Source organism: Paraburkholderia phosphatilytica (genome assembly GCF_003443895.1).
Taxonomy (GTDB): domain Bacteria; phylum Pseudomonadota; class Gammaproteobacteria; order Burkholderiales; family Burkholderiaceae; genus Paraburkholderia; species Paraburkholderia phosphatilytica.
Genome location: NZ_QQOA01000053.1, coordinates 1 through 25,827 on the forward strand (window position 1 = coordinate 1; position 25,827 = coordinate 25,827).

General features: G+C 62.5%; 21 protein-coding genes and 1 pseudogene. 7 read left to right on the forward strand and 15 right to left on the reverse strand.

The window, feature by feature from the left end; all coding sequences use genetic code 11:
• A partial coding sequence (locus DVS29_RS32945; RefSeq protein WP_164708047.1) for a hypothetical protein occupies positions 1-111 on the reverse strand: 111 nt, incomplete at its 3' end.
• Between the two features lie 305 nt (positions 112-416).
• Here DVS29_RS32945 and DVS29_RS32950 point away from each other — a divergent pair.
• A complete protein-coding gene (locus DVS29_RS32950; RefSeq protein ID WP_118184830.1) occupies positions 417-1,427 on the forward strand; it encodes a 2-hydroxyacid dehydrogenase in 1,011 nt (336 codons plus the stop codon).
• Positions 1,409-1,951: a gluconokinase gene (locus DVS29_RS32955; RefSeq protein WP_240655936.1), complete on the forward strand. Its 543-nt coding sequence runs from the start codon at positions 1,409-1,411 to the stop codon at positions 1,949-1,951. The genes DVS29_RS32950 and DVS29_RS32955 overlap by 19 nt, the downstream gene beginning before the upstream one ends.
• Positions 1,952-2,083: 132 nt before the next feature.
• Here DVS29_RS32955 and DVS29_RS32960 read toward each other — a convergent pair whose 3' ends face one another.
• Positions 2,084-3,187, reverse strand: a complete 1,104-nt coding sequence (locus tag DVS29_RS32960) for a porin (RefSeq protein ID WP_118184834.1) — start codon at positions 3,185-3,187, stop codon at positions 2,084-2,086.
• A gap of 128 nt (positions 3,188-3,315) precedes the next feature.
• Complete coding sequence (locus tag DVS29_RS32965; protein WP_118184836.1) at positions 3,316-4,524, reverse strand: aspartate transaminase; 1,209 nt, start codon at positions 4,522-4,524, stop codon at positions 3,316-3,318.
• Positions 4,525-4,708: 184 nt separating this feature from the next.
• Between DVS29_RS32965 and nac the strand changes: the two genes are divergently transcribed.
• Together nac and DVS29_RS32975 are read left to right on the forward strand one after the other, a co-directional pair.
• The gene (gene nac, locus DVS29_RS32970; protein WP_240655937.1) at positions 4,709-5,731 is read left to right on the forward strand and encodes a nitrogen assimilation transcriptional regulator NAC; all 1,023 of its coding nucleotides are present in this window, start codon (positions 4,709-4,711) and stop codon (positions 5,729-5,731) included.
• Positions 5,728-6,696: a LysR substrate-binding domain-containing protein gene (locus DVS29_RS32975; RefSeq protein WP_118184838.1), complete on the forward strand. Its 969-nt coding sequence runs from the start codon at positions 5,728-5,730 to the stop codon at positions 6,694-6,696. The genes nac and DVS29_RS32975 overlap by 4 nt, the downstream gene beginning before the upstream one ends.
• Before the next feature lie 31 nt (positions 6,697-6,727).
• Here DVS29_RS32975 and DVS29_RS32980 read toward each other — a convergent pair whose 3' ends face one another.
• The 10 genes from DVS29_RS32980 to DVS29_RS33025 form a co-directional block, all read right to left on the reverse strand.
• Positions 6,728-7,432 carry an HpcH/HpaI aldolase family protein gene (locus DVS29_RS32980; RefSeq protein ID WP_118184840.1) on the reverse strand — a complete coding sequence of 235 codons (705 nt, stop codon included), beginning with the start codon at positions 7,430-7,432 and terminating at the stop codon, positions 6,728-6,730.
• Entirely contained in the window at positions 7,429-8,244 is an 816-nt protein-coding gene (locus DVS29_RS32985) for an SDR family oxidoreductase (protein WP_118184843.1), read from the reverse strand. The genes DVS29_RS32980 and DVS29_RS32985 overlap by 4 nt, the downstream gene beginning before the upstream one ends.
• On the reverse strand, positions 8,245-9,939 hold the full coding sequence (locus tag DVS29_RS32990; protein ID WP_118184845.1) for a hydantoinase B/oxoprolinase family protein: 1,695 nt from the start codon (positions 9,937-9,939) through the stop codon (positions 8,245-8,247). It abuts the gene before it with no gap.
• A 14-nt stretch (positions 9,940-9,953) separates the two neighbouring features.
• The gene (locus tag DVS29_RS32995) at positions 9,954-12,032 is read right to left on the reverse strand and encodes a hydantoinase/oxoprolinase family protein (protein WP_118184847.1); all 2,079 of its coding nucleotides are present in this window, start codon (positions 12,030-12,032) and stop codon (positions 9,954-9,956) included.
• A gap of 65 nt (positions 12,033-12,097) precedes the next feature.
• A complete protein-coding gene (locus tag DVS29_RS33000) occupies positions 12,098-12,871 on the reverse strand; it encodes a branched-chain amino acid ABC transporter ATP-binding protein (protein ID WP_118184904.1) in 774 nt (257 codons plus the stop codon).
• 5 nt (positions 12,872-12,876) lie between these two features.
• Positions 12,877-13,731 (reverse strand): ABC transporter ATP-binding protein, encoded by an 855-nt coding sequence (locus DVS29_RS33005; RefSeq protein ID WP_240655938.1) that lies wholly within the window; start codon positions 13,729-13,731, stop codon positions 12,877-12,879.
• Complete coding sequence (locus tag DVS29_RS33010) at positions 13,643-14,671, reverse strand: branched-chain amino acid ABC transporter permease (protein WP_205962570.1); 1,029 nt, start codon at positions 14,669-14,671, stop codon at positions 13,643-13,645. The genes DVS29_RS33005 and DVS29_RS33010 overlap by 89 nt, the downstream gene beginning before the upstream one ends.
• Positions 14,672-14,759: 88 nt before the next feature.
• Positions 14,760-15,632, reverse strand: a complete 873-nt coding sequence (locus DVS29_RS33015; RefSeq protein WP_118184853.1) for a branched-chain amino acid ABC transporter permease — start codon at positions 15,630-15,632, stop codon at positions 14,760-14,762.
• A 22-nt stretch (positions 15,633-15,654) separates the two neighbouring features.
• Entirely contained in the window at positions 15,655-16,851 is a 1,197-nt protein-coding gene (locus DVS29_RS33020) for an ABC transporter substrate-binding protein (protein ID WP_118184855.1), read from the reverse strand.
• Between the two features lie 238 nt (positions 16,852-17,089).
• A complete protein-coding gene (locus tag DVS29_RS33025) occupies positions 17,090-18,529 on the reverse strand; it encodes an ABC transporter substrate-binding protein (RefSeq protein WP_240655939.1) in 1,440 nt (479 codons plus the stop codon).
• On the opposite strand from DVS29_RS33025, the pseudogene DVS29_RS33030 reads away from it, so the two are divergent.
• A pseudogene (locus DVS29_RS33030) lies at positions 18,528-19,672 on the forward strand (IS3 family transposase); the annotation flags it as partial. The gene DVS29_RS33025 and the pseudogene DVS29_RS33030 sit on opposite strands and share 2 nt — an antisense overlap.
• A 704-nt stretch (positions 19,673-20,376) precedes the next feature.
• Here the strand turns inward: DVS29_RS33030 and DVS29_RS33035 are convergent.
• Both DVS29_RS33035 and DVS29_RS33040 read right to left on the reverse strand, forming a co-directional pair.
• Complete coding sequence (locus tag DVS29_RS33035) at positions 20,377-21,228, reverse strand: ImmA/IrrE family metallo-endopeptidase (RefSeq protein ID WP_240655940.1); 852 nt, start codon at positions 21,226-21,228, stop codon at positions 20,377-20,379.
• 8 nt (positions 21,229-21,236) lie between these two features.
• Positions 21,237-21,584 (reverse strand): helix-turn-helix domain-containing protein, encoded by a 348-nt coding sequence (locus DVS29_RS33040; RefSeq protein WP_118184861.1) that lies wholly within the window; start codon positions 21,582-21,584, stop codon positions 21,237-21,239.
• A gap of 177 nt (positions 21,585-21,761) precedes the next feature.
• On the opposite strand from DVS29_RS33040, the gene DVS29_RS37095 reads away from it, so the two are divergent.
• Both DVS29_RS37095 and DVS29_RS33045 read left to right on the forward strand, forming a co-directional pair.
• Positions 21,762-22,715, forward strand: coding sequence for a hypothetical protein (locus tag DVS29_RS37095; RefSeq protein ID WP_124800748.1), 954 nt, complete (start codon positions 21,762-21,764; stop codon positions 22,713-22,715).
• Positions 22,716-23,496: 781 nt separating this feature from the next.
• Positions 23,497-25,827, forward strand: coding sequence for a bifunctional salicylyl-CoA 5-hydroxylase/oxidoreductase (locus DVS29_RS33045; protein ID WP_118184863.1), 2,331 nt, complete (start codon positions 23,497-23,499; stop codon positions 25,825-25,827).

A 25,827-nucleotide genomic window follows, 5' to 3' on the forward strand; every position in this document is an offset into this window, starting at 1 on the left:
CTGCTGGACCGTCACCCGGTGGCCCTGGGCGACGTATTTCTTCACCGTCTCGGGCGTCGCGGCGACGCGGGTTTCGTTCGCCCGCGTCTCGGCAGGGATGCCGATTTTCATGCGTTCCTCCATTGATGAACCAGCGCGAGCGTACGTCGATGCAAGCGGGAAACACAAAGACCTAATTCCTCTAACGGAATAGCGAACCCTTATGGCTGTCATCTATCGCGCGCACGACGCATCGGCACACGCTCCTGAAGCGGCCTGGATAACCGCCAACGCCATAAAAATCCGTTATCGGGCTAAAGCGAATCAGTCTTGGCCGATCCGCACAGCCGACGGTAGCCTGCTACGCGCGAGAGTCGCATTTCTCCGCCGGCATAGACATGCCAGCCATCTCAACACAAGCATCCAGGAGAACCATCATGCGGGAGTCCGTGCTCGTCACGCGCGCCACCTTTCCGAGTATCACCGATCGCTTGCGCGAGCATTTCGACGTGCTCGACAACTCCAGCGATACGATATGGAGCCAACCCGAACTCATCCAGCGTCTGCAGAACCGGTCGGGCGCCGTCGTTCACGGAAGCGACCGCATCGATGGAACCTTGCTCGATGCATGTCCGCAACTGCGCGCCGTCTGCAACATCGGCGTTGGCTACAACAACATCGACGTGGAAGCCTGCACGCTTCGCCGGGTTCTGGTCACCAATACGCCCGACGTGTTGACGGATACGACGGCCGACTTCGGATTCGCGCTGTTGATGGCAACCGCGCGCCGCATCACCGAATCCGAGCACTTCGTTCGACGCGGCGACTGGACGATCACCGGACGTTACGACATGTTCGTCGGATCGGATATTCACGACACGACCCTCGGCATCCTCGGCATGGGGCGCATCGGCCAGGCGATTGCGCGCCGAGGCGCGTTCGGCTTCGATATGCGCGTGATCTACCATAACCGCTCGAGGCTCGCCCCCGACGTCGAAGCGAGCCATCGCGCGCACTACGTCGACAAAGACACGCTGCTGCGCGAAAGCGATCACCTGGTCATCGTCGTTCCGTACTCGAAGAGTTCGCATCATGCCATAGCAACGCGGGAGCTTGCGTTGATGAAGCGTACGGCCACGCTCGTCAACATCGCTCGCGGCGGTGTAGTCGACGATGCCGCGCTCGCGCTCGCGCTTAACGAACACCGAATCGCGGCGGCCGGTCTCGACGTGTTCGAAGGTGAACCCCGCGTTCACCCCGATCTGCTCGATGCGTCGAATGTCGTGTTGACCCCGCATATCGGCAGCGCGTCCGTGGCGACGCGACACGCGATGGCGTCGCTGGCCACCGACAACCTGATCGCCGCTTTGGCACCGAACGCGCCCACGCGGGTGCCGCCCACTCCTGTGAATCCAGAGGTCCTGCAATCATGGGACTTGCCCAAATGACAGGCCCCGGCGAACCCGGCGGCGGTGCGTCAGCGATCAGGGTACTGGTGATGGGCGTCTCCGGATCCGGCAAATCGACATTGGCGGCAAGCCTTTCCGCCGCACTCGGGGCGGTCTTCATCGAAGGCGACGATCATCACTCTGCTTCGAGCCAGGACAAGATGCGCAGCGGCATCGCACTGAATGACGACGATCGTATGCCCTGGCTGATTCGTCTCGGTACCCTGGCTGCATCGCAAACCACGAACGTCGTGCTCTCTTGCTCCGCGCTGAAGACTGCGTATCGATCCGCACTCAGAGCCATGATTCCGGGCCTGAAGATCGTGTTTCTTGAACTCGATCTTCAGACTGCGCACAGGCGCGTCTCCGTCCGCAGCAACCACACATTCCCCGCCACGCTGGTGGCCAACCAGTTCGCGACGCTCGAATCGCCCGCGGGCGAGCCCGGCGTCCTGAGCCTGTCCGCCACCGATTGCGAAGCCGACCAGCTGCGCGCAGCGATGCACTGGTTGACGCCCACCTGATCGGCGTTCGACGATGCCGTTCCGACATCGACGCGCGCGCCGTCGATAAAAAGCAGCAGCCCTGGAATTCCTGAATTCCAGGGCCGCTCAACGGCGCCTTAGTCGCACCACCCTCCCCTCGGAGTTCCTGCCTTAGAACCGGTGCCGCAACCCAACGAACGTTTCGAGCACGCTGTTGTAGCCGTGAATCGGCATCGTAAAGTTCGGGTTCGAAGCCAGGGTCGTCCACGCGCCCGTGAAGTGGTTGTAGTCGAACCCGGCGTAGACGTCCGTTCGCTTGCTGAACAGATAATCGACCACCGGGCCCGTCGTGATGCGGGTCCCGCTGGTACCGGCGTGGTGCATGAAGTCGACGTACACCGGCAGCCTGATGTCGATATTCGGCGTCACCAGATAGTCGCCCGCCACCGAGAACGAATCGTTCTTGTAGTCGGCGGGCCAGACGTGGCTGTAGATATAGTTGGCGTAGAGCTTGAACTTCGAGAACGCGTACGTCGCGCCGATGGCAGCCGCCTTCTGCGTGCTGTCCGGAATCGTGATGCCGTAGTACGTGCTGCCGTACGTCGAGGTGGCGGGCGTCAAGCCGCCGATGTCGTTGACCACGACATACGCGCCGTTCACCGTAAGCGGGCCGTTCGCGTAGGTGAACGAGACTTCCGGCGAAGACGCATGGTGGAAATCGCCTGCCACGCCACCGAGCGTGTACTGGCCACGCAAGGTGATCCCGGCGAACTGCGGAGACGTGTACCGGATTGAATTATCCAACCGGGCTCCGGCGGTCTCGCCCGCCGCCTGGAACGCGAAGGTCTGCGAGTAGTTGGCGAGACTGAACACGTCGTTGGACGCAACCGTCTCGTGAATGAGCGCGTATTGACGACCGACGGTCACCGTGCCGTACGGGCTCGACAGGCCGACGAATGCCGTACGGCCGAAGATGCGCGTCGCACCAGCCGGCGTGGCTTGTTGCAGTGCGCCGGTGTTCGGCGTAAATCCCGATTCGAGCTGGAAGACCGCTTTCATTCCGCCGCCGAGATCCTCGCTGCCGAGCATGCCCCAGCGGTCGCTCGACAGCGCGCCGCCGTTGCCCATCGTGTAAAGCTTGCCGCCGGTCGCCGTCTGATGGGTATCCATCCGGATGCCGACATCGAGAATACCGTACAGCGTGACGCTGGACTGCGCCGAAGCAATCGACGAAAAGGCTCCAAACATCAGTAATACTAATAATTTTTGTTTCATTTTTTCCCCTGACTATGCATGGATGAATCACGCTATTGCACTTGCTCTCCCGGACAGGAACGATTCGAATCCGCTCCCGTCCGGCGCCTGCTCTCGTCCGATGTACGGCGTTGCCCCGAGGCACCCCATCACACCAGTTCGCTCACCGCCCTTTCGATCTTTCTGCAGCCTTCTTCGATCACGTCGATGCCTGTCGCGATCGACATCCGGAAATAGGGCGACACGCCATACGCCGATCCCGCGACGAGCACGACGCCGGCGGTTTCGATGAGATAGAGCACGAAGTCGCTGTCGCTGCCGATCACCTCGCCGGACCGCATCCGCTTCCCGATCACGCCCGCGCAGTTGACGAACAGATAGAAGGCCCCGGCTGGCGCCGCGCAGCGCAGACCCGGAATGGCGTTCAACAGCGCCACTGCCCGGTCTCGCCGCTTGCGGTAGATCTGTACGGCTTCGGCGATGCTGCCCTGATCGCCCTGCAGCGCCGCAAGCGCAGCGGCCTGACTGACCGACGAAGCGCAACTGGTCGACTGCGATTGCAGCGTGTCCATCGCGGCGATGATGTCGGAAGGACCTGCCGCATAGCCGATCCGCCATCCCGTCATCGCGTAGGTCTTCGATACGCCGTTCACGACGACCGTCCGGTCGCGGAGCGCGGGCTCGATCGCCGCGATGTGGGGATTGCCCTCGGCGTCGTAACGGATGTGTTCGTAGATGTCGTCAGTCAGCACGAGGACGTCGGGATGCCGTAGCAGGACGTCCGCAAGGGCCCGCAACTCACTGGCCGTGTACGAAGCCCCGGTAGGATTGCTCGGCGAATTCAGGATCAGCCAACGCGTGCGAGCGGTGATGGCGGACTCGAGCAGGTCCGGTGTGACCTTGAAGCCGGCGGACTCATCGCACGCCATGATGACCGGCACACCCTCGCACGCCACGACCATATCCGGGTACGAAACCCAGTACGGCGCGGGAATCAGGACTTCGTCGCCAGGCTCGACCGAAACCGCCAGCGCGTTGAAGATCGCGTGCTTCGCCCCGCACGTGACGATGATCTGCTTCGGGTCGAAGCGCAGATCGTTCTCTTGCGCAAGCTTCTCGGCGATCGCGGTCCGAAGGGCGATGGCTCCTGCCGTCTGCGTATAGCGGGTCTCGCCGCGCTCCACCGCCTCGGCCGCCGCCCGCCTGATGTGCGGTGGCGTCGGAAAATCCGGCTCGCCAATGGCGAGGTTGACGATCGCGCGGCCCTGGCGGCGCAGTTCCGCGGCACGATCGGCCGCGGCGCTGCTCGGCGATGTCTTGATGCGCTGCATCCGCGACGCGATGCGGGATGAACTCACTCTACGCTCCTTGTCTGCACGGTATGCCAGGCAAGTTAAGCGTGCCAAATTCTTCGCACAAAGATGGATTCGCTCTAGCGGAATCGTATTCGCTTATACCCAGGCCGCTTCCGCTGATACTGGCGAGCGCGACGGCCATAGCGCGCGATTCTCATTATTTTTCCGGATGTCGAATTGACGCCGCATGCCTTACGATTCCCGGCATCGATTGTCGAATCATGCGCGAATCGCAGGGCGGAAGGCCGTGAACCTCAGACGTTTGAAGTATTTCGTGAAGATCGTCGATCTGGGCAGCCTGACGCAGGCCTCCGAGATCCTTCATATTGCGCAGCCCGCCCTGAGCCAGCAACTGATGATTCTGGAAGGCGAATTCCGGCACCAGCTCCTCACGCGCACGAAACGCGGCGTGACGCCCACGGAGGCCGGTCTCACGCTGTACCGTCACGCGCAGATCGTGCTCCGTCAGCTCGAACAGGCGCGCAGCGACATGGACAAGCGCGACGACTCGCTGGTCGGCAAGGTCTCCATCGGGCTCGCACCAGGCACCGCCGCATCGACGCTGTCGCTTCCGCTGCTGAAGACGGTGCGCGCGCAGCATCCCGGCATCCTGCTTTACCTGAACGAGAGTTTCGGTACCACGCTCAGCGAACTGATCGTCAATGGCCGCATGGACATGGCTGTGCTCTATGGCGACCATGCGTCGCATGGCCTCGCGTTCCGGCGTCTGAAAGGGGAAGAGCTGTTTCTGGTCACGCCACGCAACATGGCCATGCCGGCGGGGCCCATCCCGATGTCCATGTTGCAGGATGTCGATCTGATGTTGCCGAGCCCTTATAACTACCTTCGCAAATATATCGACGACGCGTTGTCGATCGCGCGAGTGAGGCCTCGAATCGTGGCCGAGATCGAATCGGCATCCCCACTTTCGTCGGCGATCCGGGAGGGGATCGGCGCCACGATCCTGCCGGACTCGGCTGCCCGCATCATCGCGAACGCGGGAGACGGCATCCAGCGCCGCCTGGTGGCGCCGAGAATAGAAGCGCCGTTGTCGATCTGCGTCTCCGACCATCTTCCGCTTTCGGAGCCGGCGGTCGCGGTCCAGCAGATTCTCCTCGACCTGATCTCGAACCTGTCGCTGGACTCCGATGTGTGCGCCGGTTCCAAAGATGTTCAATGCGATCGGAAAGCGACGGAACAGCATTCATGACCATCAACTTCAAGCTGTTGAAAAGCTTCGTCGCGGCGGTCGAGCTGGAGAGCATGTCGGGCGCGGCCAGTCACCTGCATATCGCGCAGCCCGCGCTGAGTCAGCACGTCAGCCTGCTGGAGAAACACTTCGGGCAGAAGCTGTTGATCCGGACCAACGTCGGCGTGCAGCCGACTCACGCGGGCAAAGAGTTGTACCGTCACGCACTCGCCATTCTCGACCAGCTCGACAAGGCAGAAATCGACGTCACGCGATCGGCCAACGTGATTTCCGGCAATGTGCGGGTCGGCATTGCGACGTACAGCACCACGTCGTCGATCCTCTCGATCCCGCTGCTCAAGTCGATCAGACGCGACTATCCGGACATCAACCTGTTCCTCAACGACAATTTCGGTCTGGTGTTGAGCGAGATGGTCATTACCGGTCGCATGGACATGGCGATCATTTACGCGTCGCAGCCCATCAAAGGCGTCGTGTTGCAGCCGCTCCTCGAAGAAGAACTGTTCCTGATCGCGCCGCCTCACATGGATCTGCCGCCCGACATCGACGGCGCGATTCCGCTCACGGCGCTGGAAAGCGTCGAACTGCTGCTGCCAGGCCGCACACATTTCCTGCGGCAGATGATCGAGAAGTCGTTCGCGGATGCTGGAATCAAACCGCTCGTCGCGGCGGAAATCGAATCGGAAGCGACGTTGCGCGATGCGATCGAGGCCGGGCTTGGCGCGACCATTCTGCCGTGGGCACTGGCCAGCACGTTTTCTGAAACCCAACGGCCGCTCACCCGCCGTTTGATCGATCCGACTCTGCGCGCGACGGTTTCGCTCTGCGTGTCGGACAGCCTGCCGGTCTCGGAAGCGGCACAGGCAGTGCGCGGCGCGCTTGCGCAGCTGGTCGGTGATCTCGTTGCCGAGCAGCGTTTCGTTGGCGTGAGCGCGCCCGCTCGTGCGGGCGCGCTGATCGATTGACGCGGCCGCGTTGCGGCCGCCGGTTCCACTGCTACACCGCTTGCCCGGACAACCCGCGCATCAGCTTCACGCCATCCGCCACGAAAGGATCGGCGTGGTAGTACAGAAGCTGGGCGCCGGCCTTCACCAGATGCTCGACGTTCTCCTTCACCACCAGCGTGCCCGCATGCTTGCCCGCCTGACGGATCCGGCCCAGCGTGCGGTCGACCAGGTCGAGCACCGGCTGCGGACGGCGCGCGCCGGGCGCAACGTTCGGCGAATAGCCCATCGATTGCGACAGATCACCGGGGCCGACGAAGAACACATCGATCCCTTCCACCTTCAGGATCTCGTCGAGATTCTCCACGGCCTGCGTCGACTCGATCATCACGACGACCAGCCGGTTCTCGAAGTCGTCAGGGCACGCGTAGCGGATCGTGGCGACGACTTCGCGCGCGCTGTCGGCGGTATGCACGAGCGGGACCATCACGCCATCGGCGCCGCAGTTGAGGCAACGCGTAATGGTCGAGCGATCCTGGCTCTGCGGACGCACGATCGTATAGCCGCCGCCGAAGCGCGCCGCTTTTGCCATCAATTGAAGCTGGTCGAAACCAGCGGCACCGTGTTCGCAGTCGACGAAGATCGAATCCACGCCTGAGCGAGTCAGCTTCTCGGCAAGCGTCACTGAAACGTGATTCGGGTTCACCATCAGAACGGACTGCCCGTTCGCGAGTCGTTGCTTAAGCGTTGTGCTCATGCTTGCTTTCCTGGTACGTTTGCGGGCGCAACGCCATCGGGCGCGCCGAGCCAGCGGCTGATTTCCGTGTCCGGTCCCTGGTCGCGCTGCAAGGTCGGGCTGATCACGAGTTCCTCGATCGTGGTTCGCGCCGGCAACGTGCAACACAGCAGCACCGCCTGCGCGACGTCGTCCGGACTGACCATCGCCGCGCGCTCCTCGGCGCTCGGCGGGCGTACGCGGGTATCCATGATCGGCGTGTTGACCTCGCCGGGCAAAATCGTCGTGGAGCGGATGTGGTTGTTGCGGAACGTCGAGTGCAGATAGGTCATCAGGTTGCGCACGCCGGCTTTCGCGGCGCCATAGGGCGCACCGCCGAGCAGGCTCGGGCGCACCGCTGCGAGCGAAGACACGGTGATCACCGTGCCGCCGCCGCGGGCCAGCATGCCCGGAAGCACCGCCTGGATCAGCACGTAGACCGCGGTCAGATTCACCGACACGGTCGAGTCCCAGTCCGCTTCGTCGATCCACTGGATATTGCGGACCCGGCTCGACGCTCCCGCGTTGTTGACGAGGATGTCGACGGTGCCGAGCTCCGCTTCCACCCAGCGCACCATGTCGATCATCTCGGCACGCTTCTGCAGGTCGACCTGGCGAGCGTATGCCTGACCGCCGGCCGCACCGATCTCGCGCGCTACAGCTTCGAGCGTATCCAGCCGCCGGCCGACCACCACGACCCGCGCACCTTCGGCGGCGAGTCGTAGCGCGGTCGAGCGGCCAATGCCCGAACCGCCGCCCGTGACGATCGCAATCTGTCTGTCGAGCGCGCCCATTTATTGCACCTTGCCGGACGTACCCGCGCTGCCGGTAACCGGATTCGCGTAGCCGTAGTCCGACTTTGCGCCAGCCGCGGTGACCAGGCCCTCCCGCAGGTCGCGTTCGATCAGCTCGTGCGGTCGATCGCCTGGATTACCCCAACCGCCGCCGCCCGGCATTTCGAGCACCAGTTGCTGTCCCGGCTCGAGCACCATCTTCCCCTTCGGAAAGGCCGGCCGACCTTCGAGCAGCACCGCGCCGGCGCGACCGGACTGGCCGCCGACCACCCCGAAGCACGGATGGTTGACGCGTTCGGTGCTCAGATAGATGTTCATCGGGCGCGTCGAGAGATTGCGCAGCACGCCGCGCTGGCCCAGGCCGCCGCGATATTTGCCGGCGCCGCCCGAGTCGGGAATCAGCTCCTTGCGCTCGGTGAGGATCGGCACGGCGATCTCGTACATTTCGACCGGCGTCACCTTGCAGTTCGACGGGAAGCTGAGCGTGTCGTTGCCGTCCATCGTCGCGCGTCCGCCCTGGCCGCCGTGGAAATTCTGGATGCTGCCGTACGCGCTGCCGTCTTCGCGTTGCCCCTGGCAATTGACGCCCCAGATCGGCGCGCCGCCGCTATCGCCCTGCACGCGTTCCGGCAGCACATCCTGAAGCGCGCGGAAGATGAGGCTCGGAATCACGTGGCCGATCAGATTGCGCGCGCTGCCCGCAGCCGTGCGGCCGGGGTTCAGGATGCAGCCCGCCGGCGCCTCGTCGGTGATCGGGAGCATGCAGCCTTCGTTGTTCGGCGTCTCCGGGTCGAGCAGGCACTTCAACGCATACACGCTGTGCGCGACGCGGTAGTGCGGCATCACGTTGATGCCGCGTGCCACTTCCGGCGAGGTTCCGTCGTAGTCGATGTGAATCGACTCGTCGCGAATCTCGACGCTGACCGTCAGGTGCACGTCTCTCTCGAAGCCGTCGAGCATCACTTCCGCGCCGTATTTGCCGTTCGGCAGCGCGGCGATCGCGCGGCGCATGAAGCGCTCCGAGCGGCCATAGATCGCCGCGCCGAGGCCTTCGAGATCGTCGAGACCGTATTCGTCCATGAAGCGCGTCAGTTCGCGATTGATCACGTCGTTCGCCGCGACCATGCTCTGGATGTCGCCGCGAACTTCATGCGGCAGACGCACGCTCGCCTCCAGCACCGCAAACACGTCTTCATTGGGTTTGCCGGCCTTGAAGAGCTTCAGGATCGGCAGGCGGATGCCTTCCTCGAACATATCGGTCGAATCCGGCGACTGCGGCCGTCCGCCAATGTCGGGCAAATGCGCAATGCTGCCGGCGTACGCGACGATGGTCCCGTTGCGGAAGATCGGCGTGAGCATCACGAGGTCCGGCAGGTGGCCCGTGCCGATCATCGGATCGTTGGTGGCCAGGATGTCGCCCGGCTCCAGCGTCTCCGGCGGAAACGCCTTGAGGAAGTAGTTCTGCGCCGCCATCGGCAGCGACGTGATGAACACCGGAATCGACCACGTGCACTGCGACAGCGCTCGGCCTTTCGCGTCGAGCAGCACCGTCACGTAGTCGTGGTTTTCGCGCACGATCGGCGAGAAGGCGGTGCGACCCAGCGCGCTGTCCGCCTGGTCGGCGATGAAGACGAGGCGATCCCACATCACCTGCAGCGTGATCGGGTCGTTGAAATCGGGGTTGCGGATGGGCATGACGTATTCCTTCCTCAAGCGAGAAGCATGATCAGATTTTGCTGTGCATCGACCGAAGCCGTCGCGCTCGGACCGACGACGACGGTCGACTCGCGTTGCTCGATGATCGCGGGGCCCTGAATCTGGCGGTCCTGCGTTAGCGCGTAGTGGTCGTACACGGGCGTGTCGACGTACGTGCCGAGTTCGTCGAAGTACACGGGGCGCGTGCCTTTGAGCGGGTCTTTCGTTGCGGCACCCGCACCGCCGATGCGGCCAGCGGTAACGTGGCTGCGCGGACCGCTGACGCGCACGCGCCACGTAATGACCTCCACTGGCGAGCCCGCCACCGTGCGGCCGTACAGCGCTTCATACGCCGCAAAGAATCGCGCGAGGAGTTCCTCGACGAACCCGTCGGATGCCAGGTCCCGCTCCGGCAGCGCGACCGAAATCTCGTGGCCCTGGCCCACGTGCCGCATATCCACGGTAAAGGTCGCCGTGATGTCCGCGGACGCAACGCCGCTCGCGAGCACCACTTCGCGTCCCTGTTCGACGAGCGGATCGAGCACCGCGTGGATCAGCGCCGGATCCCACGACGCGAGTGCGAGCGGACGGCTCGCAGAGAGATCGGATGCCACCGGCGCGCCCAGCAGGCCGATTGCCGACGTCACGCCAGCACCCAGCGGGCAGATGACCTTGCCGATCCCGAGCTTGCGCGCGACGCCATACGCGTGCACCGGGCCTGCGCCGCCGAACGCGATCAGCGGCAGCGCGCGCGGATCAACGCCGCTTTCCGTCGCCTGCATCGCCGCCGCCTTGCTCATGCTTTCGTTGACCATGTCGTGGATCCCCCACGCGCAGCGGTCCGCCGTGATCTGGAGGCGATCGGCCAGTCGCGACATCGCGGCCTTCGCCGCCGCGCGGTCGAGCGCGAAGTCGCCGCCAAGGAACGAGTGCTCGTCCACGTAGCCAAGCAGCAGGTCGGCGTCCGTCACGGTCGGCTCGGTGCCGCCCCGGCCGTAACAGGCGGGTCCGGGCGCCGCGCCCGCGCTGCGCGGACCGACCGCCAGCAATCCCAGCTGACTGCGCGACGCGATGCTGCCACCGCCCGCGCCGATCTCGATCATGTGAATCGACTGAATCTTCAGCGGAAAGCCGCTGCCCTTCCGGAAGCGCTCGTAGCGGGCGACTTCCAGTTCATTGGCGATCATCGGTTGTCCATTCGGGATCAGGCACAGCTTCGCGGTCGTACCGCCCATGTCAAACGACAGCACGCTCTCCTCGCCCGCCGTGCGGGCGTAGTCCGAAGCGGCCACAGCACCGGCGGCGGGACCGGATTCGATCAGCCGCACCGGCACTCTCGCCGCGGTCGAACTCGGCACGACGCCACCGCTCGACGTCATCCACAGCAGTTGCCGCTCGATGCCGCGTTTCGACAGCTCACGTTCGAGGTGGTCGACGTGACGGACCATCAGCGGCTGTGTGTACGCATTGGCCACCGTGGTCGATGCGCGATCGAACTCGCGAACCTCGGGGCAGACGGACGACGACAGCGACACCGCGATCTCCGGCGCGACGCTGGCGAAGAGATCGCGCACGCGCTGCTCGTGCTCCGGATATTTGTAGGCATGCAGCAGGCAGACCGCCACCGAGCGGATGCCCGCGTCACGCAGCTGAACGGCAATGTCCTTCACCTGGGACTCGCTCAGCGAGCGCACGATCACACCATCCGCCGTCACGCGCTCGTCGGCGCCGAAGCACAGATCGCGCGAAACGAGCGGTTCCGGATACTGGATGTTCAGGTCGTACAGGTCGTAACGCCCTTCCGTGCGAATACGGAGCATGTCCTGGAAGCCGTCGGTCGTGATGAAGGCGGTTTCCACGCCTTTTCGCTCCAGCACCGCGTTGGTCACGACCGTCGTCGCGCCGAGCACCTGCGGCGCGCCCTTGCCCTCGCCGCCGGCACGCACCCGCACCAGCAGCTCGTCGATGCCCTGCAGCACGGCGCGTGCCGGATCATCCGGCGTACTAAGCACCTTGTGCAGAAGAATGTTGCCCTGTTCGTCCGCCATCGCGAAGTCGGTGAACGTACCGCCCGTATCGAATGCCAGCTTCATCTTTCCTGTTCCCTATGTCGTGTCGCCCCGCGGGGCCATCACTGAAAAATCGGTTGGTATGGACGTCAACCCGCCTGTTCGCCGTCCGCGAGGCGTCCCCAGGCAGCCGGCTGGGCCGTCCGCTGGCCGTCATGGCCCTGTCCTGTCATGAAGAGCTCGCCGAGCTTCGCCTGACTCAGTTCGCCGACCGGGCTGTCCCAGATCACCTTACCCAGACGGAGCACCACCGCGCGCTCGGCCGTTTCCATCGCTTTGCGCGTGTTCTGCTCGACCAGCAGGATGGTTCGCCCCCCTTCGTGCAGACGTTTGAGTTCGTTGAATACGAGCGTCACGGCTTGCGGCGAAAGCCCGACCGAAGGTTCGTCCACCAGCAGGATTTCCGGGCGGCGCAGTACCGCCATCGCCATCTCCAGCAGCTGCTGCTCGCCGCCGGACATATTTCCCGCGAACTGATTCCGCCGTTCGCGCAGGACCGGAAACAGCTCGTACACGTATTCGCGCTCTTCCTGGGTTTTCGCATCGCGTACCGTGTACGCCGCCATCTCCAGGTTTTCCTCGACCGTCATCAGCGGAAAATTGCAGCGGCCTTGCGGCACATACGCGATGCCTTGAGACAGGAAAGCGCGCGGGCGCTTGCCCGCCAGCTCGGTGCCTTTCCAGCGGATCGCGCCGCCCTTGTGGGTCGTCATGCCATACAGGGTTTTCAGCAAGGTCGATTTGCCCGCGCCGTTCGGCCCAAGCAACGTGACGAACTCGCCCTGTTTGACCCGCAGATCGACGCCCTGCAGGATTTCCAGATGGCCATACCCTGCACGCAGCCCCTCGATTTCAAGCATCATCGTCGTCACACTCCCAGATAGGCCTCGATGACCTGCGGATCCCGGACGATCTCCTCCGGTTCGCCGTCGGCGAGCTTCGTCCCCTGATGCAGCACGATCACCCTGTGCGACAGGTCCATCAGCACGTCGGTGTTGTGCTCGATCACGACGAAGCTCACACCAAAACGACGGTTCGCTTCGCGAATGCTGTCGATCACTTTCTCGATCAGCACCGGGTTGATGCCGGCAAGCGGCTCGTCGAGCAGAATCAGTTCAGGTTCCGGCATCAGCATCGACGCGAACTGGATCAGCTTCTGCTGACCGCCTGAGAGGTTCCCGGCAGGCAATCGCGCGACCCGCTCCAGTCCCGAGATTTCGATCAGTTCGGCCGCCCGTTCCCGCAGGCGGCGCAAGCGCCGCCGGGCGGCGGGGCCAAGCGAGAACGTCGACAGGATTCCTGGGAAACTCGCCATCTGTCCCGCGAGCACCAGGTTCTCTTCCGCATTCAGACTGTGGAAGACGACGGTCTTCTGGAAACTGCGCACCAGACGCCCTTCGCGAACGATGCGATTCATCGACCACTTCGTGATGTCGTGGCCGTTCATGACGACCTTGCCGCCGTCGCTGCGCTGCAGACCGGTGCAGCAATCGAACAGCGTCGACTTGCCGGAGCCGTTCGGTCCGATCAGCCCGCACACCTCTCCACGCCGGATCTTGAAGTCGACGCCGCGCAGCGCGAGCACACCACCGTATTTCTTGCGCAAGCCTTCAACACTCAGGAGTACCTCGCGATCAACGGTCATGGCTGTCCTCCCCGCGCGCGCCGAAGCGGATTCGGGCCAGCCGTTCCAGACCGCGATCCAACACCGGAGCGACGCCATGCGGCACGACGAAGACCAGCATGAGGAGCACGAAGCCGTAGATGATCATCCGCAGTTCCGGCGTGATCCGCAGTGCTTCGGACAGCGCGACGAACAGAATGCTGCCGATCACCGCACCCAGTACCCGTCCCACTCCGCCTCCGAGCACGATGACGAGAATCGTCGTCGAGTAGTACATCTGGAAAACCAGCGGGCTGACCACCGTCATATAGTGCGCATACAGGCTTCCGCCCATGCCGGCGAACAGCGCGCTCAGCATGAAGACCACCAGCTTGTACGCCCAGGTCGGTATGCCGAGCGATGCCGCCAGGATTTCGTTGTCGCGAATCGCCACCATGCAGCTCCCGGCAGGCGACTTGATGAGCGCGTAGAACGCGAGCGTCGCAAGAATGGCGATCACGAGCGCGAGGTAGTAGTACGCGGGAATCGAACTGACGACCAGGTCGAATCCGCCGATGTGAAGCGACGGCGAAGGCACGCCCGCCAGCCCCATGTCGCCGCGCGTCACGCTGATCCAGTTCTTCGCGACGGTCTCCGCGATCACGACGAAGCCGAGCGTGCACATCACGAACGAATAGGTTCGCAGCCGCAACGCCGGAATGCCGATCGGCAACGCGATCAGCCCGGCGACCACGCCGCTCGCTACGAAATTGAGCACGAACGGCGTGCCGAAATGCAGCGACAGCAACGCGGACACATACGCGCCGATGCCGAAGAACACGCCCTGCGCCAGCGACAGAAGGCCCGTATAGCCGAGGATCAGATTCAGGCCGTGCGCAGGCAGCAGGAAAATCATCGCGATGATGAGCGCGTGCAGGTAGTACCCGCCTAGCACGAGCGGCGCGGCCGCCAGCGCGGCGACCACCGTCACCGCGCCAACCCAGCGCAAGGCTGGCAGATGACGTGGCACAGGTGCCATCGTCTCGAGGGTGGTAGACATGTTCAAGGTTCCAAAGAGTGGCTGGGCCCGTCGTGGTTCGATCGGGTGGCGGCCGTGATGTCCGGTTGCGAGATTGCGGTCGAAGCGATCAGAACCGGGCTTTTGGTGCGAACAGCCCCATTGGCCGGAACATCAGCATCAGAAGGAGCGCAATGAATCCAACGCTGTCGCGGTACTCGAGGCCGATCGATCCGGCCACAAGACTCTCCGCGATGCCGAGCATCCAGCCTGCGAACAGCGTTCCGCGCACATTGCCCATCCCGCCCATCACGATCACGGCGAAGGTCTTCAACGTGATCGTCTCGCCCATGCCGCCATATACGCTGACGTTGATCGGCCCGGTGAGCGCGCCGGAGAATGCCGCCAGTGCGGTGCCCAGAATGAAGGTTTGCCGCACGACCTTTTCGACGTCGATACCGATGACCTGGCAGCACTCGGGGTTCTGCGACACCGCGCGGATCGACTTGCCCATCCGCGTGCTGCGCACCATCCATTCCAGTCCCGCGAACATCACGAGCGAAGCCACCACCAGCACGATCCGCTGTTGCGCCATGCCGATGCCGAAGAATTCGACCGGGTCCAGCCAGCCGCCCGGAAACACCTTGTAGCCGCCACCGAACGCGAGGATCACGGCGTTCTGCAGCACCAGCGAGATACCCAGGGTCGCAAGCACGCCCGATTGAAACGGCGCGTTCACCAGCCGCTGCATGACCAGGCGTCCGATCAACGCGGCGATCAGCGCGCTCACCGCAACCGCGATGACGATCGACGCGCCGTAGTCGATACCCAGCTTCGAAATCACGTACCACGCCGCGAACGTGCCGATCATGTAGTACTCGCCATGCGCGAAATTGATCGCGCGCAGCACGCCAAAGATCATCGTCATGCCGGCGGCGATCAGCGCGTAGACCGACCCCGCGACGACGCCGTTGACGATCTGCTCCAGCAGAAAATTGCCCATAGCCGAATGCTCCAGAACGGTATCAGTGCGCCTGATAGTCGACGCGCGACGACAGCACGCCCTTTTCCACGGCGTTGCCGTCATCCACTTCCAGCAGCACGATCGGCACGATCGCCTGCTGATGGTCGTCGAACGTCACCGGCCCCATCACGCTGTCATACCGGATCTTGGCGAGCGCGGCGCGCACGTCGGCCGGCTTCGTGCTGTTCGCATTCCTGATCGCCTGCGCCAGTAGGTTCACCGTGTCCCAGTGCGTATAGGCGTGAACGTTGGGGGTGTCGCCATCGTAGGCCTTCCTGTAGTCGGCCACGAACTTGAGGCTGCGCGGATCGGACCATGAAGGCAGCCAAGCCACGGTCTCGATCGAACCATTCAGCACGTCAGGCGCCGCCGCGATCGTGCTGGGCGTCGTGAATTCGGCGTTACCGACGAGCTTGACCTTGCCGCCGAATCCCATCTCGTGCATCTGTCGCGCGACGATCGGCGTCGTATCCGCCAGACCGTACATCAGGATCGCCTGCGCGCCGGAATAGCGGATCTTGCTGAGCACCGGACGGAAATCCGTCTCCGCTTCCTTGTAGTAGTCCTCGCTTACGATGCTCGCGTGGTCCTGCTGAAGGTACTTTTTGGTGAAGTTGATTGCGCCGCGTCCGAAGTCCGTATCCACCGAAAGCACAGCGAACTTCGTATAGCCCCGCTTCGTCGCATAGGCCAGTGCGGCCGCCGCGCGAGCTTCGTCGGTGGGATAGTTGCGAAACGTCCACTTGTAGCCGCCCACGCCTGCCTTGTAGGTGATCTCCGGATTCGACGACGCCGCGTTCAGCAGCAGCACGCCGGCCTGCTCGACCACCGGCTGCATCGCGAGCGTCACGGAGCTGCACACGTCGCCGATGATCATCGACACGTTGTCGAAGCGGATCAGCCGCTGCGTCGCCGACACCCCTTCCGCGGGCACGCACTGACTGTCGCCGGGAACCAGTTGCAACTTCTTGCCCAGCACGCCACCCGCGGCATTGATCTGGTTGACGGCTAGCGTCGCGCCCTTCAACGCGTACGCACCGTAGCGCGAGTTGGCGCCGCTTTGCGGACTCACGACGCCAATCTTGATCACGTCGTTGTCCTGCGCCGACGCTGTTGCTGCGATGAACAGGCTCGTGACGGCACATGCCGCGATGGACACTACGTTCCGCAGCCGGCTCGCCAGCGGTTTCCTTCCCATAGAGTTTCTCCGTCGATCAAGAATAGGCACTGGAAATAAAGGTACAACACCAATAAGGGCCGGCTAATACGTAATGCAGCTTCCGCCATAATGGTTCGTGATAGGGCAACTCGCGACTCGGAAAGCACGGCGTGCCGCTGCCTTCGAGCGGAACCGCGACGGGTCGCTCGAACGCAATGCAGCAAGGAATCGTGCAGTCGGAGAAGAAGGAAACTGGAGAGCGGAGACGACAGATGAATCAGCGGTGGGGGTAGTCGACCTTCGAGTACATCGCGCCCTTGATCACCGGCTTTCCGCCTTCGTCCTCGACGAGCACCATCGGCAGGACCGCCTGTTGATGATCGTCGAACGTTACCTCGCCCATCACGCTGTTGTACCGGATTTTCGTTAGCGCGAGACGGATGCTGTCATTGTTCACGCTGCCTGCTTCCTGAACGGCCTGTGCGAGCATGTGCAGCGATTCCCACGGCGAGTAGGCCTGCACGCTTGGCACCTCGCCGTCGTACGCGCGCTCGTAGTCGCTGACGAATTTCCGGCTGCGCGGGTTCCGCCACTCCGGCAACCACGCGGCGACTTCGACGGCGCCTTCCATCACCTTCGGCGCAGCGGCAATGGTGACTGGGTTCGCGAACTCTCCATTGCCGACCAGACCGACCTTGCCTGCGAGCATCATCTCGTTCATCTGTCGCGCGATGATCGGCGTGGTGTCGGCCTGACCGTACATGATGATGGCCTGCGCACCGGAATACTTGATTTTCGTGAGCACCGGCCGAAAATCGGTTTCGGTTTCCTTGTAGTAGTCTTCGCTCAGGATCTGCGCCTTGTAGCGCGACAGATATTTCTTCGTGAAAGCAATGGCGCCGCGCCCGTAGTCGGAGTCGACCGACAGGACCGCGAACTTCTGGTAGTGCTTGACCTGCACCGCGTATTGCAGTGCGATGGCGGCGCGCAACTCGTCGGTCGGATAGTTGCGGAACGTCCATTTGAATCCGCCGACACCGGCCCGATAGGTGATCTCGGGATTCGACGACGCCGCGTTCATCAGGATCACATGTGCCGATTCGACGACGGGCTGCATCGCGAGCGTCACGGAGCTGCACACGTCGCCGATGATCATCGACACATGGTCGAACCGGATCAATCGTTGCGTGGCCGATACCCCTTCGGACGGCGCGCACTGACTGTCGCCGTTGACCAGCACGATTTTCCGGCCCAGCACGCCGCCGGCTGCATTGATCTCTTCAGCGGCCAGTTGGGCGCCCTTCCACGCGAACGCGCCATATCGCGAATTCGCGCCGCTCTGAGGGCTGACGATCCCGATCTTGATCGGGTCTCCTGCCGCGCTGTTGCTCTGCGAAAAAGCGTGGGGCGAGCCTGTCAACCCGCCGAGCGCCAACGCGATAGCGGCGATGAGCCGCGCTTCTCGAAGTCGTCGAGTCATTTCCTGTCCAGCGGACGAAGTTGATTTTGTCCGCTGCATGTTATCTCCGTAAAAAGCAGACGCTCCATAGAAGTTGGCGATATCGCCATCACGTTTCATGATGCCGATACCGGTCCCACCGTCTTCCCGGGGCCTTTGAACGTGGAAATAAGAAGTGTCCGGTTGCAGGTGCTTCAGGTCTGTGAAATTGACCCGCAAAAACGGACACCTATCCTTTTGATCAGGAGGTGCCGTCATGCGCAAGCATCGAAATCCGTACCCGGCGGAATTCCGGGCGCAGATGGTGGAACTGGTGAAGGCAGGCCGAGCGCCAGAGGAATTGGCGCGCGAGTTCGAGCCGACGGCGCAAAGCATCCTCAACTGGGTGGCGCAGGCCGATCGTGACGCTGGCGTACGTCGTGACGGGTTGACCACGGCCGAGCGACAGGAGTTGACGAGGCTGCGTCGTAAGGTGCGCCAACTCGAGATGGAGCGCGACATCCTCTCTCACGCGGCTGCCTGGTTCGCTCGGGAGACCGGGGTCGTACCACCGAAGGGTACGGATTCATGAGAGCGAATCGGGCCCGCTGGCCCATTGCCACGATGGCGCGGCTGCTGCGGGTCTCCAGCAGCGGCTACTACGCGTGGCTCGAGCGCGAGCCGTCGAAGCAAGCGTGCTGCGATGCGCAGTTGCTTTCGCGCATCCGCACGCTACACGCGAGTTCGCGCGGCACCTACGGCGCACCACGCATCCATATACAGCTTGGGCGCGAGGGCGTGCACGTCGGGCGCAAGCGCATCGCCCGTCTGATGCGTGTGGCGGGTCTATGCGGGGCAAGCCGCCGCCCCTGGAAGACCACGACGCGTCAGCGTGTCGGTGCGCGGCGCGCGCCTGATCTGGTGCAGCGGCACTTCAGTGCCGACGCGGCGAACGTGCTGTGGGTGGCGGACGCCACCTACATCCCAACCGGTGAGGGATTCCTCTATCTGGCCGTGGTGCTGGACGTATTCAGCCGACGCATCGTCGGCTGGGCCATGTCCGCTCATCTGTACACGGAGCTGATGCTGCGGGCACTCGACATGGCGCTCGCGCAGCGGCGCCCTGAGCGCGTCATCCATCATTCCGACCAGGGGTGTCAATACACGTCCATTGCCTTCGGGCGGCGCTGCCGTGAAGCGGGCGTGCAGCCGTCGATGGGCACCGCAGGCGACTGCTATGACAACGCGATGTGCGAATCGTTCTTCGGCACGCTCGAGGCAGAACTGCTCAATCGCGAACACTTCTCGACCCATGAGCAGGCCAGGCAACGCATCTTCTGGTTCCTGGAAGCCTGGTACAACACACGCCGCTTGCACAGCAGCCTCGACTATCGTTCACCACTCGAATTCGAAGACGCGCACACAAAAGAAACCTCTGTGCCGCCTTGCGGGTTGCCCACCGCCGGGCGGCGTCGTGGTCGTGATAGGCGACCCGCCGCCCGCCCGTGGACAACCCGCGACTCAACACTCAATGGAGGCTAAACTGCATATCGATTCCAACCGCAAATCTCTCCGTTGCAGCGGGTCAATTTCACCTCAAGGGAAGCTCCGCCCGTCAGTCGACGTGCCCGTTACGCGCTACAAAGGCAACGGGGGAATTTTTCGCTGAACGGGAATGGTATCAACAAAGTTGGATGTCGCGGACGAATCATCGGAGCAAGGCCTGCAAATCAGCCGAGGAGCGCCTTCGTCGACGAAAGCAGGACGGTGGCAGTGTGGCGACGGGAAATTGACGGGCGAGCTGTATCTGTAGACGGATGCTATAGGTGAGGAAGACCGCCTTGTTGGTCAGGGACTTTCAGCCGGTGCGAACGCGCAATTTGAGAAAGCGCACCCATACGCCGAGAATCTCGGCCATTGGCCAGCTCGAGTGCGCCATAGAGTGAGCGACAGATTGACGCTATCTCATCATCAGTCGTCGTCCGCATCCGCGCGGGAACTGTGAAAAACTGCGCCTCAGAGAAGCCAGTTTTAGCGATTTGCGCGAGATGGTGGAATCATCGCTATACCCGCAGGACGCGAGAGAGACGGTCAGACGATGGCGCGCTGCCTAACGGATGCGTGCGTTAGCGGAAGCGGGGTCCACTCCACTCACTGTCGCGCTCGTCATCATCAGCCGGAATATCTGCAGTGATGACCGTGAGAGTCCGGCCGTATTCACCCAAACCGATGACTTCCTCATGTGCGGGTATTTCATCATCCACATGAAACCAGATATTCAACTCGGAATCGGCGCCGTCCTCTATCGCAGACTCGACGTTTTTCGAATTCTGGTTGAAGCCGCGAGTCAGGCTGTCGCGTGGCACGGTTCCATCTTTCTTCAGATGACGGTACCCCTTGCAGCCTCTCATGGATGACGATGCGAAGCAGTAGTCGACGCTCGAGCCTCGGCTAATGATGATGGCTACGGCCGCCTCGGACAACTCTGCGTACCGAATGGCGGACGCCGTCAAGGAAGTCTTGCATTCGACAGCCAGTCCTTTAATAGCTTCCAACCCGTCAGAGTACCGACCGGACGCAGCCGCGAATAGATGACTCGGCATCAAGAGGCCAGCCGCAAAGTGGTCCGCCTCGCGTTCGTACCGGTCAGACGACGCAAAGCCGGCACGGGACTCGTGCACTTCGCCGCTCCGGAACACTGCTTCCGGATGACCCGCTAGGAAGTAATGGCCGAGTTCGTGAGCGACACTGAATCGCTGAAAGCCTTCACTCTTGATGTGGGTCGCATAGGCGATTGCGAACTGCTCTCCCGACCGGATGAGCATGCCGGAGACGCCTTGGGCAGAAGCCGGTTTCGCAACGACGGTTATTTCCCTGGAGGCTGCCAGTGAAAGCACATCCACTGGCAGGCTCAGCCCCTCGTCTTTAACGAGCTTTTCGGCGATTTGTTCAGCGTCTCGTAGCTTGCTCTCAATCACGATTGCTCCTAGGAGCGGTTGCGTTCCGCCAGTTGTTTTATCAAGGTTTCCGCTATCTGCCTGTCTGCGTCACTCAATGATTTCACGTCGCGATACAACTGCTCGTCAAGAGCGGTACTTCCAAGCATATCTTCGCTTCTTCCCATGAGGTAGTCGGTTGTCACGGCCAAAGCTTTGGCTAGTGCACGCAAATTGTCGAACGAAGGCTTGCGGGTCCCATCCTCCTTTTCGAAATGCGAAATCGAAGTTGCGGGCAGATTGCAGAGCCGACCAAGTTCGGCCTGGGTCAACTTGCGGACTTCCTCTCGGACATAACGCAGACGCTGTGCAAACAGCTTGCGGATATCTTCTTCCATTTGTCGAAAATGCCAAGATTGAGTTGACGAGTTTGTAATATCGCGATAAAGTAAGGCCGAACTTGCTAAAGTCGACAAGTTCAGTTTAGCACAGTGCCCCGTGGGACGCCCACTGGTGAGGCGCGTGCGCAAAGAGCTCTGCGCACCTTCCTCGGCAGTCTGCCTGGGAGGGATGACATGCAGGACGAAGTGCAGGACGAAGTGCAGGACGAATTGCGTCGAATCGGACAGTTGCTCGATGCGGCGTGCTATCCGGTTGTAAGGAATGGTGGGCTCGTTGTGCCCGGGGGGCCCATCATTCCTCCCTCGACCCTGGGCAAGGAGTCCAATCATGCCCGAACACGAAAACAAGCGTCCGGAGCATCACCATCATCACCAGCAGCACGAACACGAGCACCCTCATGGTACGGGACACCCCCACGACCATCGCGGGCACCCGTCGGACCCGGGGCGTCCTATCCCGCCGCACCGCTCGTCCGCGCAGAGCTCCATCGCAAGTTCGCCGGTGAACTAGAAGCAGTAGCGCAGGCTTACCCCGGCACGCGAACTTGGCTTGATGACGACGGCATGTGGGCTGTTGCCGAGAGTTCGCTGCTGCCGGGGCTTTCGCATAAAGCGTTGTTCGTTATCGGCATCCGCTTTGCGAGTGGTGTCGTTCGAGGCTGGGGTTTTTGGGGCACCGATGCTGTCGGATATGAGTGGATTGGGCCTCGGCACACCAACTTCCCGGACGGCTCTATATGTGCGTTTGAACCAACTGACGGTACGTGGACCGTATGGAGTCCGCTGGTCCTGCTGCTGGACCTCTACACGTTGTGGGCCGTCAGGCATCTGCATCTCAGTACATTCGGACGCTGGCCGGGCCGTCAATCAGTTCGCTATCCATATGAACGGATGCTCGAGTTGACGCACGACGAATACTGCGGCTGCGAGAAGTCATCCCAGCTGTATGGACAGTGCTGCAAAGATTCCGACCAAGCGCGCACGCAAATCGAAGAAGCAATCCGGTTCACGTTGGATATGCACGGCGGCATTCGTCGACCGCCGGCATCAATCTGTGATTTCGTCCGTGACAGATATCGAGTGCCGAGGCCGGAAGAGGTGTTCGCTTGGATTACGCCGACGACGTAGATTGCCCCGGCGTGCAATTTGAAATTCCCATGCACGGCCTTCCACAGCCGATTTCCGACGGGAAATGAAAGCCGCGAGGGCTTTCGCATGGGGAATCCGCAGCATGAGCCGCGGCGCGCCTATACCAGGAGGGAAGAAGCGTTCCGCAGCGACTCTCCTCGATTGCTCTCTACACTAGGGGTCGCGACGCCGGTTTTTTGCTAAATCGGAGTGCCACAGTGAAAGCGTTCCGCGCCCCATCCAGGAAGATTTCGCGGGGATTCTGACTCCCTCCGCGGAACGCTTTCATTTGGTGCGAACAGCTAAATCCTTCGCGACGGAGACTACATGGCTTCCGTCGCGACGCAGTTCTATGCGTAGGAGAGAAGCGCTCCCCGACGGATTCCCGCTGGGAAACTGTGCACAGCAGAGGGGTAACTGTGCCAACAATTTGGCAAAAATCGACGATACGGAGAAAGCGCTCCTGGCCAATACCAGAAAGGCGCTCGCGGGAAATTTACCCCCGCTGGGGAGCGCTTCTAAAGGAGGTCGGGGAGCGCTTTAATTTCCTGCGAACAACCGCCTGCCGCCCAACCCGGATTCCCGACTGAGGAATCCCCGAGGTGATCTCAGGTGCGGTCCACATGGTGAAAAATCCATGACGGACTTTATTCTTTCATGACTGACTTTATTCTCTCGGATCAATTCCGCGGTCTTCCCACCGCCTTCCTCCTAAAATTTACTTGACACTTAAAATATCGAAGACTAAATTAAATCCCAGCATCCGAGCGGAGACTGGTCCATGCGTATCGTCTGTCTGGGAGGAGGTCCGGCTGGCCTCTACTTTGCGCTGCTGATGAAGCTGCGCGATCCGTCGCACGACGTGACGGTGGTCGAGCGGAACCGCCCGTACGACACGTTCGGCTGGGGCGTCGTGTTCTCCGACCAGACGCTCGGCAATCTGCGTGCTGCGGACGCTCATAGCGCGGAACAGATTCTCGACGCGTTCAATCACTGGGACGACATAGAGATCCACTTTCGCGGCCGCAGCATTCGCTCGTCGGGTCACGGCTTTTGCGGCATCGGGCGCAAACGTCTGCTGAATATCCTGCAGGCGCGTTGCGAAGCGCTGGGCGTGAAGCTGGTGTTCGAAACCCAGGCCATAGACGACGCCACATATGACGCGGACCTCATCATCGCGTCGGATGGTGCGAACAGCACGATCCGCCAGAAGTACGCCGCCACGTATCAGCCCAACATCGATCTGCGGCAGTGCCGCTTCGTCTGGCTCGGCACGCGCAAGCTGTTCGACGCCTTCACGTTCGCGTTCGAAAAAACCGAATGGGGCTGGTTCCAGGCCCACGCGTACCGCTTCGACGACGAGACCTCCACGTTCATCGTCGAAACGCCGGAGCACGTGTGGCGAGCGGCCGGTCTCGACGAGATGAGCAAGGAAGACGGCATCGCGTTCTGCGAGCGCCTGTTCGCGAAGTATCTGGACGGCCACGCGCTGATGTCGAATGCGAGCCATCTGCGCGGCTCCGCGCAATGGATCCGCTTTCCGCGCGTGATCAACGCACAGTGGGTGCACTGGCGCGATAACGAAAACGGTACGCGTACGCCGGTTGTGCTGATGGGCGACGCCGCGCACACCGCGCATTTCTCGATCGGCTCCGGCACCAAGCTCGCACTCGAAGACGCGATCGAACTCGCGAACAGCATGTCCGCGCATCCCGGTGATCTGCCCGCCGCGCTCGCGCACTACACGGACGTGCGCAGCGTCGACGTGCTGCGCATCCAGAACGCGGCGCGCAATTCCACCGAATGGTTCGAGCACGTGGACCGCTACACGGCGCTCGAGCCCGAGCAGTTCGCATACTCGCTGCTCACGCGCTCGCAGCGCATCTCGCACGAAAATCTGCGCGAACGCGACGCGACCTATCTGTCGTCGTTCGAAGACTGGCTCGCGGCTCGCGCTGGCGTGACACGCCCCGCCGAGCGCCATTCGATTCCGCCGATGTTCACGCCGTTCGCACTGCGCGGCGTCACGCTGAAAAACCGCGTGGTGGTGTCGCCGATGGCGCAATACTCCGCCGTCGATGGCGTGGCGGGCGACTATCACCTGATGCATCTCGGCGCGCGCGCGATGGGCGGCGCCGGGCTCGTCATGACCGAAATGACCTGCGTGTCGCCGGATGCGCGCATCACGCCGGGCTGCCCTGGCATGTATGCGCCCGAGCATCTGAATGCGTGGAAGCGCATCGTCGACTTCGTACACGCGAATTCGGACGCGAAGATCGGCATGCAGCTCGGCCACGCGGGCGCAAAAGCATCGACGCGCGTGAGCTGGGACGGCATCGACCAGCCGCTGCCGGACGGTAACTGGCCGATCGTGTCGGCGTCGCCGCAGCAGTATCTGCGCGGCGTGAGCCAGGTGTCGCGCGAAGCGACATACAACGAGCTGCGCGACATCGAAGCACAATTCGTTGGCGCCACGCAGATGGCCAACGAAGCCGGCTTCGACTGGCTGGAGTTGCACTGCGCGCACGGCTATCTGCTGTCGGCGTTCCTGTCGCCGCTCACGAACCAGCGCGGCGACGAATACGGCGGTTTGCTTGAAAACCGCCTGCGTTTTCCGCTGCAGGTGTTCCGCGCGATCCGCCGCGTGTGGCCGGAAGACAAACCGATCTCGGTGCGCATCTCAGCGCACGACTGGGTGGACGGCGGCAACACCCCCGACGATGCAGTCGAAATCGCGAAGGCATTCAAGGCCGCGGGCGCCGACATGATCGACGTGTCGTCCGGTCAGGTCAGCAAGGATGAGAAGCCGGTGTACGGCCGCATGTTCCAGACGCCATTCGCGGACCGCGTGCGCAACGAGGCCGGCATCGCGACGATCGCCGTGGGCGCGATCTCCGAAGCGGACCACGTCAACAGCATCATCGCGGCGGGGCGCGCGGACCTCTGCGCGGTCGCGCGTCCGCATCTTGCGAATCCATCGTGGACGCTGAACGAGGCCGCGAAGATCGGCTACTTCGACGTGAACTGGCCGAAGCAGTATTTCGCCGGCAAAACCCAGCTCGAACGCAATCTCGAGCGCGAGCGCGCGCAACGCGCGGAAGGACCCGTCTGA

What these genes read in the sequence shown, in the direction of transcription:
- DVS29_RS32950 (WP_118184830.1), top strand. Translation starts at nt 417, where the DNA reads ATGCGGGAGTCCGTGCTCGTCACGCGCGCCACCTTTCCGAGTATCACC.
- DVS29_RS32955 (WP_240655936.1), top strand. Translation starts at nt 1,409, where the DNA reads ATGGGACTTGCCCAAATGACAGGCCCCGGCGAACCCGGCGGCGGTGCG.
- DVS29_RS32960 (WP_118184834.1), bottom strand. Translation starts at nt 3,187, where the DNA reads ATGAAACAAAAATTATTAGTATTACTGATGTTTGGAGCCTTTTCGTCG.
- nac (WP_240655937.1), top strand. Translation starts at nt 4,709, where the DNA reads ATGCCTTACGATTCCCGGCATCGATTGTCGAATCATGCGCGAATCGCA.
- DVS29_RS32975 (WP_118184838.1), top strand. Translation starts at nt 5,728, where the DNA reads ATGACCATCAACTTCAAGCTGTTGAAAAGCTTCGTCGCGGCGGTCGAG.
- DVS29_RS32980 (WP_118184840.1), bottom strand. Translation starts at nt 7,432, where the DNA reads ATGAGCACAACGCTTAAGCAACGACTCGCGAACGGGCAGTCCGTTCTG.
- DVS29_RS32985 (WP_118184843.1), bottom strand. Translation starts at nt 8,244, where the DNA reads ATGGGCGCGCTCGACAGACAGATTGCGATCGTCACGGGCGGCGGTTCG.
- DVS29_RS32990 (WP_118184845.1), bottom strand. Translation starts at nt 9,939, where the DNA reads ATGCCCATCCGCAACCCCGATTTCAACGACCCGATCACGCTGCAGGTG.
- DVS29_RS32995 (WP_118184847.1), bottom strand. Translation starts at nt 12,032, where the DNA reads ATGAAGCTGGCATTCGATACGGGCGGTACGTTCACCGACTTCGCGATG.
- DVS29_RS33000 (WP_118184904.1), bottom strand. Translation starts at nt 12,871, where the DNA reads ATGATGCTTGAAATCGAGGGGCTGCGTGCAGGGTATGGCCATCTGGAA.
- DVS29_RS33005 (WP_240655938.1), bottom strand. Translation starts at nt 13,731, where the DNA reads ATGGCGTCGCTCCGGTGTTGGATCGCGGTCTGGAACGGCTGGCCCGAA.
- DVS29_RS33010 (WP_205962570.1), bottom strand. Translation starts at nt 14,671, where the DNA reads ATGTCTACCACCCTCGAGACGATGGCACCTGTGCCACGTCATCTGCCA.
- DVS29_RS33015 (WP_118184853.1), bottom strand. Translation starts at nt 15,632, where the DNA reads ATGGGCAATTTTCTGCTGGAGCAGATCGTCAACGGCGTCGTCGCGGGG.
- DVS29_RS33020 (WP_118184855.1), bottom strand. Translation starts at nt 16,851, where the DNA reads ATGGGAAGGAAACCGCTGGCGAGCCGGCTGCGGAACGTAGTGTCCATC.
- DVS29_RS33025 (WP_240655939.1), bottom strand. Translation starts at nt 18,529, where the DNA reads ATGACGGCACCTCCTGATCAAAAGGATAGGTGTCCGTTTTTGCGGGTC.
- DVS29_RS33040 (WP_118184861.1), bottom strand. Translation starts at nt 21,584, where the DNA reads ATGGAAGAAGATATCCGCAAGCTGTTTGCACAGCGTCTGCGTTATGTC.
- DVS29_RS37095 (WP_124800748.1), top strand. Translation starts at nt 21,762, where the DNA reads ATGCAGGACGAAGTGCAGGACGAAGTGCAGGACGAATTGCGTCGAATC.
- DVS29_RS33045 (WP_118184863.1), top strand. Translation starts at nt 23,497, where the DNA reads ATGCGTATCGTCTGTCTGGGAGGAGGTCCGGCTGGCCTCTACTTTGCG.